The 12,423-nt window shown below is 55.4% G+C and carries 9 protein-coding genes; 5 read left to right on the forward strand and 4 right to left on the reverse strand.

All coding sequences use genetic code 11. From position 1 onward, the window contains the following. Positions 1-198 precede the first annotated feature (198 nt). Positions 199-1,035 carry a TIM barrel protein gene (locus tag BMI79_RS16300; RefSeq protein ID WP_076943179.1) on the reverse strand — a complete coding sequence of 279 codons (837 nt, stop codon included), beginning with the start codon at positions 1,033-1,035 and terminating at the stop codon, positions 199-201. A 325-nt stretch (positions 1,036-1,360) separates the two neighbouring features. On the opposite strand from BMI79_RS16300, the gene BMI79_RS16305 reads away from it, so the two are divergent. Next, positions 1,361-2,866, forward strand: coding sequence for a CoA-acylating methylmalonate-semialdehyde dehydrogenase (locus tag BMI79_RS16305; RefSeq protein WP_076943180.1), 1,506 nt, complete (start codon positions 1,361-1,363; stop codon positions 2,864-2,866). Between the two features lie 25 nt (positions 2,867-2,891). Beyond that, positions 2,892-3,707, forward strand: coding sequence for a 5-deoxy-glucuronate isomerase (gene iolB, locus BMI79_RS16310; protein WP_076943181.1), 816 nt, complete (start codon positions 2,892-2,894; stop codon positions 3,705-3,707). Between the two features lie 42 nt (positions 3,708-3,749). Here the strand turns inward: iolB and BMI79_RS16315 are convergent, their stop codons facing one another. Together BMI79_RS16315 and BMI79_RS16320 are read right to left on the reverse strand one after the other, a co-directional pair. After that, positions 3,750-4,586: a MurR/RpiR family transcriptional regulator gene (locus BMI79_RS16315; protein WP_076943182.1), complete on the reverse strand. Its 837-nt coding sequence runs from the start codon at positions 4,584-4,586 to the stop codon at positions 3,750-3,752. 338 nt (positions 4,587-4,924) lie between these two features. After that, positions 4,925-6,865 carry a bifunctional 5-dehydro-2-deoxygluconokinase/5-dehydro-2-deoxyphosphogluconate aldolase gene (locus BMI79_RS16320; protein WP_076943183.1) on the reverse strand — a complete coding sequence of 647 codons (1,941 nt, stop codon included), beginning with the start codon at positions 6,863-6,865 and terminating at the stop codon, positions 4,925-4,927. A 504-nt stretch (positions 6,866-7,369) separates the two neighbouring features. Here BMI79_RS16320 and iolD point away from each other — a divergent pair. The 3 genes from iolD to iolE all read left to right on the forward strand — a co-directional run bounded on the left by iolD (position 7,370) and on the right by iolE (position 11,498). After that, the gene (gene iolD / locus BMI79_RS16325; RefSeq protein ID WP_076943184.1) at positions 7,370-9,310 is read left to right on the forward strand and encodes a 3D-(3,5/4)-trihydroxycyclohexane-1,2-dione acylhydrolase (decyclizing); all 1,941 of its coding nucleotides are present in this window, start codon (positions 7,370-7,372) and stop codon (positions 9,308-9,310) included. A 45-nt stretch (positions 9,311-9,355) separates the two neighbouring features. After that, positions 9,356-10,369 carry a bifunctional inositol 2-dehydrogenase/D-chiro-inositol 1-dehydrogenase gene (iolG, locus tag BMI79_RS16330; RefSeq protein ID WP_076943185.1) on the forward strand — a complete coding sequence of 338 codons (1,014 nt, stop codon included), beginning with the start codon at positions 9,356-9,358 and terminating at the stop codon, positions 10,367-10,369. Between the two features lie 232 nt (positions 10,370-10,601). Further along, a complete protein-coding gene (gene iolE / locus BMI79_RS16335) occupies positions 10,602-11,498 on the forward strand; it encodes a myo-inosose-2 dehydratase (RefSeq protein WP_076943186.1) in 897 nt (298 codons plus the stop codon). A gap of 44 nt (positions 11,499-11,542) precedes the next feature. Here the strand turns inward: iolE and BMI79_RS16340 are convergent, their stop codons facing one another. Continuing rightward, positions 11,543-12,040 carry a GNAT family N-acetyltransferase gene (locus BMI79_RS16340; RefSeq protein ID WP_076943187.1) on the reverse strand — a complete coding sequence of 166 codons (498 nt, stop codon included), beginning with the start codon at positions 12,038-12,040 and terminating at the stop codon, positions 11,543-11,545. Between the last annotated feature and the right edge of the window lie 383 nt (positions 12,041-12,423).

A 12,423-nucleotide genomic window follows, 5' to 3' on the forward strand; every position in this document is an offset into this window, starting at 1 on the left:
ATTAAGTAACATATTGTTTGGTTTTTATACATTAAACAAATAGTATTCAGAGCAAACTTTATGTTATGAGATTTATCCTGATAATAATGAAAGGCAGATGCGTTTTTATAAGTTAAATTAACCTGAATAACAGCATGAGATAATTCGCTTTTGGGGGCGAGATTAAAGCCCCTTGCGTATGCAAGGGGCTGATGATGATTACCCCTGCAACAGCGCAATACTTTGGCGGATCTCGCGCTCAATGTCCTGCTCTGTCCAGGTATCAAGCTGCGAAGAGAAGGGCTCGAAAGCATAGAGCCCCCGGTAGCCCAAACGCTCCAGATTCAGCACCTGTGCTTTACTCTTCAAGCGATCTTTGTCACTCAACATAATGCGCTGTTCATCGGTTAACCCACCTTTGAGCATCGGATCTTCCACGCCGGAAAGATGCACCAGACCAATTTGGTCGACCTGAATCTGCGCATCAAAGTCGGCCTGATTCACCTCGCTCAGATAGTGATGGAAGGTATCCAGCACCATTTTATAGGGCGCAGCCGCATCGCGGATCAGCGCCTGGGTCAGTAGCGAAGAGCGCAGAGAACTGATGCCAAAGCCCAGGGGCTCAACGTAACCTGCAATGCCGTACTGCTTGAACAGCGGGGCCAGCAATTGCAGCGATTCCAGCGTATCTTCACGCTTTTGTGCCTCACTGCGGCGATCGTTCGCGTCGCAGTTGGGGCACAACACCACCGCCCGGCAGTGGAGGGCTTGAGCCTGGGTCAACAGGGCCTCTGCCCTGGCCAAGAGCGCGCCTTTATCGGCCAGCAGGTTGAATTTCCCGAGGGCGTTGATAGTGACGATCTCAACCCCGTATTCGGTGGCTAGCGTATTGAGTTGTACGTTGCTGAGGTTATCAGTGACGCTGCCGCTCGGCATATCGTTACGCAACTCAACCTTGTTGAGCCCGCACCGTTGCACCAGGCGGAAGAAACTTTCCAGACTGAGCTTGGGCGCAATCTTGCGGTTGATGCAAAAACGTTCTAAGGCAATGGCCATGCTGTTTAACTCCTGTATGTAACGGGGATTCGCGCAGCTTGTTGCTGCACTCCGGGCTTCTATCCAATCTTTAAAAAGAATATTTATTTCATATTTATATGAATTTGAAATTTTATTGTTTGATCGAGTTCAAGGAATCGGTAAGGCATGACAAGAGTGATGCGCTTTTATCTTCTCTTTTGGCCAAGATTTGCGAGGTCCTGCACTAAAATTAAATTTTCTAAAATAATTTATTTGAAATATTTTTTTCATTGAAATAGAGTTTCTCGCATCTGGCCAGGATTTAGCCTGTCTGTAACAGCTGGGACTGAAAGAGGGTGGGGACATGAAAACTGTAGGTAACTTTATTGGCGGGCAGGTTTGCCTGAGCAGCAGCAATCAAACCGTCGACGTACACAATCCGGCCACCGGCCAGGTTGAGCGCCGCGTGACGCAAAGCACTGCCGCCGAGGTGAAACAGGCTATCGATGTCGCTCATCAGGCATTCACCGCGTGGTCGCGCACCACGCCGCTGCGCCGTGCACGTATCATGTTCAATTTCAAAGCATTGCTGGAACAACATCGCGAAGAACTGGCGCAGTTGATCGTCAGCGAGCATGGTAAGGTCTACTCCGATGCGCAGGGTGAACTGACGCGCGGGATCGAAGTGGTGGAGTTTGCCTGCGGTATTCCGCATCTGATCAAGGGGGAGTATTCAGCGGATGTGGGAAGCGGTGTCGACAGTTTCTCACTGATGCAGCCACTGGGCGTGGTGGCGGGGATTACCCCGTTCAACTTCCCGGCAATGGTGCCAATGTGGATGTTCCCGATCGCACTGGTCTGCGGTAACACCTTTGTGCTGAAGCCCCCTGCGCTGGTGCCTTCTGCCTCGGTACGCCTGGCGCAGCTACTGCAAGAGGCTGGGCTGCCGGATGGGGTATTTAACGTGGTGCACTGTGCCAACGAAGAAGCGTCGCCGTTGTGTACCGATCCGCACATTCAGGCGGTGAGTTTTGTCGGCTCATCCGCCGTGGCTGAGCATATTTACACCACCGCCAGTGCCCACGGTAAGCGCGTGCAGGCGTTTGGCGCGGCGAAGAATCAGGCCATCGTGATGCCGGATGCCGATCTGGATGCGACGGTGAATGCCCTGATGGGCGGCGCATTCGGCTCGGCCGGTGAGCGTTGCATGGCTTTGCCGGTGGCGGTTGTGGTCGGTGACAGCACCGCCGATAAGCTGATCGCCAAGCTTAAACCGCTGATCGCCCAGTTACGCGTTGGCCCAGGTATGCAGCAGGGTGGGGAAGAAAACGAAATGGGGCCGCTGGTTTCATCCGCCCACCAGAAAAAAGTGCTGGGGTATATCGATCTCGGTGTGGAGGAGGGGGCCACGCTGGTGGCCGATGGCCGCCATTATCAGGTACCGGGTTATCCGCAGGGCTATTACGTTGGCGGCACGTTGTTCGACAACGTCACGCCGAACATGCGTATCTACCGAGAGGAGATCTTCGGGCCCGTGCTGGGCATTGTGCGCGTACCGGATTATCAGACCGCCATCGACACGGTGAACAGCCACGAATTTGGCAACGGCAGCGCGATTTTTACCAGCAATGGCCACTATGCCCGCCAGTTTGTGCAGGAAGTGCAGGCCGGGATGGTGGGGGTCAATGTGCCGGTACCGGTGCCGATGGCGTTTCATAGCTTTGGTGGCTGGAAGCGCTCGGTATTCGGCGCGCTTAACGTACACGGCACCGACGGCGTGCGCTTTTATACGCGCATGAAAACCGCCACCGCCCGTTGGCCAAGCGGCCAGCAGACGCTGTCTGAATACAGTATGCCTACGTTGGGGTAACCGAGAAAATACCAGGAGAATCGCCATGTCTTCACTACTCGCCAAATGCCAGCCGCCGGACGCACAGGGGCGCATTCAAGCGGTGACGCCAGAAAATGCGGGCTGGCGTTACGTTGGGTTTGAGGTTTATCGCTTGCAGGCCGGGCAGACGCTGCAACTGGCCAGTGCGGATAAAGAGCTGTGCCTGGTGCTGGTGGCGGGCATTGCTTCTGTCGCGACTCAGCATGCGCACTATCCGCATATTGGCAAACGCATGAGCCCGTTTGAACGCACCCCGCCTTATGCGGTGTATGTTCCGCATCAGGATCGTGTAGAAGTCCGAGCTGAAAGCGACTTGGAACTGGCGGTATGCAGCGCACCGGGCAGCGGGTATTTGCCTTCGCGCCTGATCACCCCGGCAGAGATCGGCGTTGAGCGGCGTGGCAAGGGCCGCAATCAGCGGTTGGTGCACAATATCCTGCCGGACAGTGCCCCTGCCGACAGCCTGCTGGTGGTCGAAGTCTATACCGACGAAGGCAATACCAGTTCCTACCCGAGCCATAAGCACGATCGGGAGGATTCACCGGATGAAACCTATCTGGAAGAAACCTATTACCACCGCCTTAACCCCGAACAGGGCTTCTGCCTGCAGCGTGTGTATACCGACGACCGCTCACTGGATGAATGCATGCCGGTCTATAACCGTGATGTGGTGAAAGTGCCACGCGGTTATCACCCGGTGGCGACGTTAGCGGGTTACGACAGCTACTACCTCAACGTGATGGCCGGGCCGGTGCGCCAGTGGAAGTTCACCTGGGAAAAGGACCACGCCTGGATTAATAGCGAGAGTTATTCGTTGTAGGAATGGGGCAAAGGCGCTGCTGTGTTGCAGCGCCAAACCGCCCTACAACTCCTTAGCGTTATTCAGCGCCAGCGACACCGCCAGCGTTTGTGCCAAGCACATCGAGGCCACCTGCGAGCGGAACCCGTCGACCTGCGCTTCGCGCACCACAAAGCAGACATCGCTGAAGGCGGCCAGCGGGCTGACCTGGCTGTCGGTAATGGCGATTTGCAGCGCACCCTGTTTGGCTCCCAACTCCACCAGTTCAATCGCCTCTTTGGCATACGGCGAGTAGCTGATGGCGATCACCACGTCTTTGGGCTTTACCATACTGAGCTGTTCGGCAAACATCCCGCCTAAGCCGTCGATCAGAAATGCCCGCCTTTCCAGGTGGCGCAGGGCGTAGGTGAGGTAAGACGCCACGCTGAACGAACGGCGCAGGCCAATCACATAGATATTTTCCGCGTTATTCAGCAGCTCTACCGCCCGTTCCAACTGCGCGGCGCTGGTTTGCATCGCGAGCTGTTGCAGCGCCTGCGAGTTCACCATGGTGAAAACGTTGAGGATGTCGGCCGGTTTTTCTGGCGCGACGCTGTCATCGGAAGAGGTTTGGCGGAACAGCCGCGCACGTTCGGTGTAGTTGACCGTTTCTTCCATCAGGTGCTGACGAAAAACCTGTTTCATTTCGTTAAAGCCGCTGAAGCCAAAGGCGTTAGCGAAACGGATCAGGGTAGAGGGCGGAACACTGGCCTGCGCAGAGATGGAAGCAACGGTATCGAAAGCAATGCTGTTACTGTTATCCAGAATATAACGCGCTACCTGTTTCAAACGCTTGCTGAGCGTTTCATAACGGCGGCGGATCTCATCCTGTAACAGCGAAAGTTGAGTCGGGTTATTCATCAGTAGGCTCGCAGTAGGAGAGGAAGTGTATAGGTATATACGCCAGAAGCATTGGCAGGCCATTCTAACAGATGGAGTGGAAATTTCATTTCATCAAAAAGCGATTTATTCCATCGCAAGCGGTATTACCTCACAGAAAATCGGCAAAAACCCCCCTTAAAGCGGCGAAAAGTACCTTAAGGGGAAATGAGATAATGCCGGTCTGTCATGCCAAAAAGTGCCTGATTGTTCGGCACAATGCTGAAAATTTCGCCCCCTCTCGCTGTGGGAGAGGGCCGAGGTGAGGGGCTTGAGTTCGGTGAAATTCCCCTCATCCTAACCCTCAATTGTTGTCAGGTTTAGCGAAGCGCCGTTTTTCCCTCAGGCTGCGGGCGATATTGCCGCCACAGGCCGATCAGCCTCAGGTATTTCTGCTTCACCTGTTCGATTAGTGTGGCATCGTCGATTTCCCCCTGCAGCCAAAGACGGGAAGGGGGGCCAAAGATAGTGCGGCCAACCGCGAATCCTTTCACCCAGCGGGCGTCCGCGGCAGCGGCAAAACCGGCTTGCAGTGTGGCCTCCGGTGCATCCAGCCCCAGGATCAGCACTCCTCGGCAGAATGGATCATGCGTTTCAATCAGAGCACCGACCTGCTGCCAGTGGGCGGCACTGAGCGGAGGCAGCTTCCACCAGTCGGGTTTGAGCCCTAAGCGGTAGAAATGTTCCAGCACGGCCAGATAGTGGCGCTGGTCTTTATCGGCGCAGTTCTCCGGTAAAATCACCTCCAGCAGCAGTTCGTGGCCGGATTTGCAGCAGCCGCGATACACCTCGGTAATCCATTCATCCTGTTCATGGCGCAGCTCCGCCGCATCCTGTGGATGGTAGAACACCAGGCATTTCACCACATGCTCCTGTGGCCAATCGAGCAACTGTGAGCCGATATTGCCATGTTCCAGCCGCAATGGGCGCGAGCCTGGCTGCTCAACCGGGCGGCCAATCCACCAGCCTTGGCCGGTGATGGCATTCAGCGCCGCCTGGCCGTAGGTGGTATCGGCCAGAATGCCGCTGTTACCTGTGAGGCCGCCTTCCGCTGCTGCCGCCTGCGCCGCGGTTAACAGCAGATTTTTCAACTGTGGAATGCGCTGATGGCTGGCACCCGCCTGGTGCGCCATATCCGCTAACTGCTTACGGTGATCGAAGGCGAACACGCACAGCTCCGGCCATTGCTGCTTACGCGTGGTCACCCGGTGCAGATGATTCAGGTGTGCATCGCGATCCGGGCGCGGCACTTGCTGTTCGCGCTGCAAATAGTCGTCCAGCTCCAGTTTGGTGGGCATCGCCGGTGCGCAACCGTGGCGCGATACCACCAGCGCTCCGCAGGCGTTAGCGTAGCGGCAGGCCTGATCCCAACCTTCGTCATTCAGGTAGCCGCGCAGCAGGCCGGACATAAAGGCATCACCGGCGCCTAGCACATTAAGCACCTCCACCCGCACGCCAGAGTGCAGTTTCACCTGCTGCCAGTCAGTGGCGATAGCCCCTTCAAAGACTGAACAACCCTGCGCCCCGCGTTTGCACACCAGCGTTGCCTGAGTGGTGTTACGCACGTTTTGCAGGGCGGTTAATGTGTCGGTGCTGCCACCGGCAATATGGAACTCTTCTTCGGTGCCGACGATCAGATCGAAATGATGCAGCACCTCCTGCAACTTGCGGGTGACGTTCGCTGATTCAACGAAGCGGTTTTCACCGTCGCCCAACGAGGTCAGCCCCCACAGCACCGGGCGATAGTCGATATCCAGCGCGGTACGCAGCCCGTGGCGGCGCGCATACTCCAGTGCTTTCAGCACCGCCGCGCGGGTATTGGGGTGCGAAAGGTGGGTGCCGGTGATCGCCAGCGCCCGGGATGAGGCGATGTAGCTTTCATCAATATCCTCGGGCGTCAGGGCCATATCGGCACAGTTTTCGCGGTAAAAAATCAGCGGGAAGGTTTCTTGATCCTTGATGCCGAGGATCACCAGCCCAGTCAGGCGCTGTTTGTCGGTGATTAGGTACTGCGTATCGGCCCCGACGCGCTGCAGCTCTTCACGCAGGAAACGGCCCATGTGCTCGTCCCCCACGCGGGCCAACATGCCGGACCTGAGCCCTTGAATCGCCGTGCCATAAGCCACGTTGCCGGAGGAACCACCAAGATATTTGGCAAATGTGCTGGCATCTTCCAGGCGAGCACCAATTTGTTGCGCATAGAAATCGACAGCGATGCGCCCAAGGCAGATGACATCGAGCTGCTTGTGTTGTGTAGCCATACCCGTTTCCTTCTGTATTTAAACTGCGGTCCGGTAAAGGAGGTAAGCAGGAAGCTTGGGGTAAATTATGAGGAATAAAAATTTCAATTTCAATATTGAATGAAATTTACACCCCGTAAAGGGGCAAGGCCTGGCAATAATGTGCAACCGGGTATCAAGGTAGCCAAGGCGCGCTATGGCGGGCATAGGGCACTGCCAGGCTAAACCCGCGGCTGCCGCGTGCTGGAAGACGATTTTGTGTTAACAGGCCGAGACTTTTTACATCATCACGATAAAGAAAATTAATAACCATATGAATTTACTCCATAAATAGAGCACTGGCTTTCTTTGTTATGCGATCATTATCGCAAAATGAAATATTTTTTCTGTTATTAAATTTTATGGAAAATATATTTGTTTATAATCGATGGCGTTTCAGGTTTATCGACATCACAAGTTTCTCAGGCCCAGGCATGGCGTCCCATTGCAGGGCACCTACGGATAACAAAGCGGAAGGGTGAGTAAATGGGGAAGATCAGGTTAACCATGGCGCAGGCGCTGGTCAGATTTCTCGACAACCAGTACCTGCTGGCAGACGGTGTGGAAACCAAGTTCGTCAAAGGCATTTTCGCGATCTTCGGCCACGGCAATGTGCTCGGGCTTGGGCAGGCATTGGAGCAGGATTGTGGCGATCTGCGGGTGCATCAGGGGCGCAACGAACAGGGGATGGCGCACGCCGCCGCCGGTTTTGCCAAGCAGAAGCTGCGGCGGCAGATTTATGCCTGCACCTCTTCCGTCGGACCCGGCGCGGCCAATATGATCACCGCTGCGGCCACGGCCACGGCGAACCGCATTCCTTTATTGCTGTTGCCGGGCGATGTGTTTGCCTCACGCCAGCCGGACCCGGTGTTGCAGCAGATTGAGCAATCTTACGATCTGAGCATCAGCACCAACGACGCCTTCCGCACCGTCAGCAAATACTGGGATCGCATCGTGCGCCCAGAACAACTGATGAGTGCCTGCATCAATGCCATGCGGGTGCTCACCGATCCGGCAGAAACCGGGGCCGTCACGCTGTGCTTGCCGCAGGACGTGCAGGGCGAAGCCTACGATTACCCGGATTACTTCTTCCAGAAACGGGTGCATCGCCTCGATCGCCGCCCGGCCAGCGCAGGCATGCTGGCTGATGCGCTGGTGTTGCTGGCAGGCAAACGCCGACCGCTGCTGATCTGCGGCGGTGGTGCAAAGTACTCCCAAGCCGGGCAGGTGCTGAAGCAGTTTGCCGAGCAGTTTCATATTCCCTTTGCAGAAACCCAGGCCGGGAAGGGCACCATACCTTCAGACCACCCTTATAACCTGGGGGGGATCGGTGAAACCGGCTGCCTGGCGGCCAACATGCTGGCAAAACAGGCTGATGTGGTGATTGGCGTTGGCACCCGCTATAGCGATTTCACCACCTCATCAAAGTGGCTGTTCCAGCACCCGCAGGTGGCTTTCCTCAATATCAACGTCAGCGCGTTTGATGCCGGGAAGCTGGATGCGGTGCAGGTGCTGGCAGATGCGCGCGAGGCGCTGGCGGCCCTGAGCAACTCACTGGCGCAGACGGATTACCGTTCCGGCTGGGGCGATGCTATCCGCAGTGCGCTCAGCGAACAGCAGCAGGAAACCCGGCGCGTTTATCAGGCCGCCTATACCGGTGCCGACTTTGTGCCAGAAATTGATGATGCCCTCGATCGTGAGCGCGTCTTCGCCGAATTTATCGAAAAAACCGACTCCGTGCTGACGCAAAGCCGGGTGCTTGGCGTGCTGAATCAGCACTTGCCGCCAGACGGCATCGTCGTGGCCGCTGCCGGTAGCCTGCCGGGTGATCTGCAGCGCGTCTGGCAAAACCGCAGTGAGCATAGTTATCACGTGGAATACGGTTACTCCTGCATGGGTTACGAAGTTAACGCCGCGCTGGGCGTCAAGCTCGCCGAACCGCAGCGTGAAGTGTATGCCATGGTCGGCGACGGTGCGTTCATGATGCTGCATTCCGAACTGGTTACCTCGATCCAGGAAGGCTGCAAAATCAACGTGCTGCTGTTCGATAACATGACCAACGGCTGCATCAATAACCTGCAGATGGGCAACGGTATGGGCAGCTACACCACCGAATTCCGCTTCCGCAACCCGCAGGGCGGCAAGCTGGATGGCGAACTGGTGCCGGTCAACTTTGCCATGCTGGCGGCGGCCTACGGCTGCAAAACCTACAGCGTTACCAGCGAGCAGCAACTGATCGACGCGCTGGCGGATGCGCGCAAGCAGCAGGTTTCTACCCTGTTGGATATCAAAGTGTTGCCCAAAACCATGGTGCACAACTATCTCAGTTGGTGGCGCGTGGGCGGGGCGCAGGTGGCTGAAAGTGAAAAGATTGCCGCCGCTGTCCGCAGGCAGCAAGAAAACATCGATAAAGCGCGCGACTACTGAATTCCCAGACATTACATCTGCCGTATATATGCGAGGAGAGCGAGAATGACATTGAATATTGGGGTTATTGGTACTGGAGCCATCGGCAGAGATCATATTCGTCGTTGCAGCAAGGTGCTGCAGGGCAGCCGTATTGTGGCGGTGAATGATATTAACCGCGACAGCGCGGCCAACGTGGTCAGTGAACTGCAGCTGGATGCGCAGGTGTATGACAACGGTCACGATCTGATCCGCGCCGCCGACGTGCAGGCGGTGCTGGTGACCTCATGGGGGCCAAGCCATGAAGAGTTTGTGCTGGCGGCGATTGCGGCGGGCAAACCGGTATTCTGCGAAAAGCCGCTGGCGGTGACCGCGCAGGGCTGTAAGAACATCGTCGAAGCCGAAGCCAAACAGGGCAAACGCCTGGTGCAGGTTGGCTTTATGCGCCCTTACGATCAGGGGTACCGTGCGCTGAAACAGGTGCTGACCAGCGGCCAGATCGGCGAACCCCTGATGCTGCACTGCGCACATCGTAACCCGACGGTTGGCGAAGCCTACACCACGGATATGGCGATTACCGATACCCTGATCCACGAGATCGACGTGCTGCGCTGGTTGCTGGACGATGATTACGTCTCTGTGCAGGTGGTGTTCCCGCGTAAGTCCTCCAAAGCCTATTCCCACCTGAAAGATCCGCAGATTGTGCTGCTTGAAACGGCCAAGGGTACCCGCATCGACGTGGAAATCTTTGTGAACTGCCAGTACGGCTACGACATCCAGTGCGAAATCGTTGGTGAAAGCGGCATAGCCAAGTTACCGGAGCCTTCTTCCGTGCAAATGCGCAGCGGCGCCAAGCTTTCCACTGAGATCCTCACCGATTGGAAAGAGCGTTTTATCGATGCTTATGACGTTGAGCTGCAGGCTTTTATCAACGACGTACAAACCGGCAAGCTGACCGGCCCTTCCGCCTGGGACGGCTATGCCGCAGCGGTGGCTGCCGATGCCTGTATTGCCGCCCAGCTCAGCGGTGAAATTGTGCCGATCAGGCTGCCTGCCCGCCCTGATTTCTACGGTAAATAACTGGGTTGAGGGTGGCGTAATGCCGGTCAGTTAAACGCAAAACTGCATAATTGTGTGCAATTGCTAAAGGAGTCGCCCCCTCTCCCCGTGGGAGAGGGCCGGGGTGAGGGGCTTGCAGTGCGGTGTTCATCCCCTCACCCTAACCCTCTCCCCAAGGGAGAGGGAACTGGTTAGCCTTAACTCACAAGCATTACCGCAAGTGGCTGGCATTAACCGATTACCGAGGCTGAAAATGAACCAAGAACATGTGAAGTTGGCCATCGCCCCGATTGGCTGGACCAATGACGATCTGCCCGAGTTAGGGCAAGAAAACACTTTCCAGCAGTGCATCAGCGAAATGGCGCTGGCGGGGTTTATCGGCTGTGAGGTGGGTAGTAAATATCCGCGCGATCCAAAAGTGCTGAAACCGATGCTGGATATTCGTGGCATCCAAGTCTGCAATGCCTGGTTCAGCACCTTCTTTGCCGATGGTTTAAAAGAGAAAACCATTGATGAGTTTGTGAACCATATGAATTTCCTGCATGAAATGGGCGCGAAAGTGATCGGTTGTTCTGAGCAAAGCCGCAGCATTCAGGGCACCAGCAAAGGGGTGTTTGAAGAGAAACCTTATTTCAGCGATGCAGAGTGGCAACGCGTCGCCGCGGGCTATAACGAACTGGCGAAGATTGCCGCCAGCAAAGGTATGCAAGTGTGCCTGCATCATCACATGGGCACCGGTATCCAGACCGCGGAAGAGATCGATCGCTATATGAGTATGGTGAACGATGATGTTTACCTGCTGTTTGATACCGGGCACGCTTACTATTCCGAAGGCAACCAGCCTGCGATGCTGGCAATCCTGGAAAAATACCTGCCGCGTATCAACCATGTGCATTTGAAAGATGTGCGTGATGAGGTGGTGGCGGCAGTGAAAGCCAACAAGCTGAGCTTCCTCGATGGCGTGAAGAAGGGCACCTTTACCGTGCCGGGAGATGGGGTGATCGACTTCCGCCCGGTGTTTAAACTGTTGGACGAAGGTGGTTATCGAGGTTGGATGGTGGTTGAGGCCGAACAGGATCCGGCGATCGCCAACCCGTTTGAATATGCGGTAAAAGCGCGGCGCTATCTGCGTGCAACCGCAGGGCTTTAAGTTTGACGGGGCGCATCATCGCGCCCCGTGGTGATCAACAGGCTTCAAGCCGAACGGAAACGCGCCATATGGTAGGCATCCACCAGTTCGCCGTCGCGGAAGGCAAAGCGGCGGCTGGTGCCTTCGATCTCGAAACCAAATTTACGGTATAGCGCGATCGCGCTTTGATTATCAGTGAATACCGTCAGCTCAATGCGCTCGATAGCCCCCCAGTTGTCGCAAATATCGATCATCGCCTTCATCAGCGCGCTGCCGATGCCTTTACCCTGGTAATCGGCGTGCACACCGAGGCCAAACGTGGCCACATGGCGGCGGCGTATGCGCTGGATGAGTTCCACCGTCATTTGGCCGACCACCAGCTCATCAATACAGGCCACCAGGCTGTGTGTTCCGGGTTTCAGGTTGGCAAGGCGTTGTTGCCACAGCTCTTTTGAGGGTAGCGGCAGCTGTAGTGTGTCACGGTAAACGACAGGGTGTGAGAACAGTTGATGTAAAGCTTCGGCATCTTTATTTTCCGCGTGACGGACTACAATCTCACCCATTATTGCTTCTCCACTGAGTTTACCGTTTGAATAATCACTAAAATTATCCGTTTACCCGAGAGAGTCAATAGCCTTCTCCGTTGCTCAAAAAAACGCTTTACAAGTGCGAATGATAATGATTATTATTAACTCGCCTTCAGGAGAAGGCATCAATCTTTGATACTGTCGCTTGAAGGCACGACATTGCTCACATTGCTTCCAGTGTTTATTTAGCCAGCTCGGGTGCTGGCTTTTTTTTTGCCTGGATTTACCCCCTGCCGACTCAAGCAATTTATCTGTAACTTCGTTGAAAACTTCATCTAATTTTTTGAAGAGAGGGGTGAGATTTTTACGCTTTCTTATTCTGCTACCAAGACTAGACTGTAGAAAACATTGAGGAGAGT

It is taken from the genome of Serratia oryzae (assembly GCF_001976145.1).
Lineage (GTDB): Bacteria > Pseudomonadota > Gammaproteobacteria > Enterobacterales > Enterobacteriaceae > Chania > Chania oryzae.

What these genes read in the sequence shown, in the direction of transcription:
- BMI79_RS16300 (WP_076943179.1), bottom strand. Translation starts at nt 1,035, where the DNA reads ATGGCCATTGCCTTAGAACGTTTTTGCATCAACCGCAAGATTGCGCCC.
- BMI79_RS16305 (WP_076943180.1), top strand. Translation starts at nt 1,361, where the DNA reads ATGAAAACTGTAGGTAACTTTATTGGCGGGCAGGTTTGCCTGAGCAGC.
- iolB (WP_076943181.1), top strand. Translation starts at nt 2,892, where the DNA reads ATGTCTTCACTACTCGCCAAATGCCAGCCGCCGGACGCACAGGGGCGC.
- BMI79_RS16315 (WP_076943182.1), bottom strand. Translation starts at nt 4,586, where the DNA reads ATGAATAACCCGACTCAACTTTCGCTGTTACAGGATGAGATCCGCCGC.
- BMI79_RS16320 (WP_076943183.1), bottom strand. Translation starts at nt 6,865, where the DNA reads ATGGCTACACAACACAAGCAGCTCGATGTCATCTGCCTTGGGCGCATC.
- iolD (WP_076943184.1), top strand. Translation starts at nt 7,370, where the DNA reads ATGGGGAAGATCAGGTTAACCATGGCGCAGGCGCTGGTCAGATTTCTC.
- iolG (WP_076943185.1), top strand. Translation starts at nt 9,356, where the DNA reads ATGACATTGAATATTGGGGTTATTGGTACTGGAGCCATCGGCAGAGAT.
- iolE (WP_076943186.1), top strand. Translation starts at nt 10,602, where the DNA reads ATGAACCAAGAACATGTGAAGTTGGCCATCGCCCCGATTGGCTGGACC.
- BMI79_RS16340 (WP_076943187.1), bottom strand. Translation starts at nt 12,040, where the DNA reads ATGGGTGAGATTGTAGTCCGTCACGCGGAAAATAAAGATGCCGAAGCT.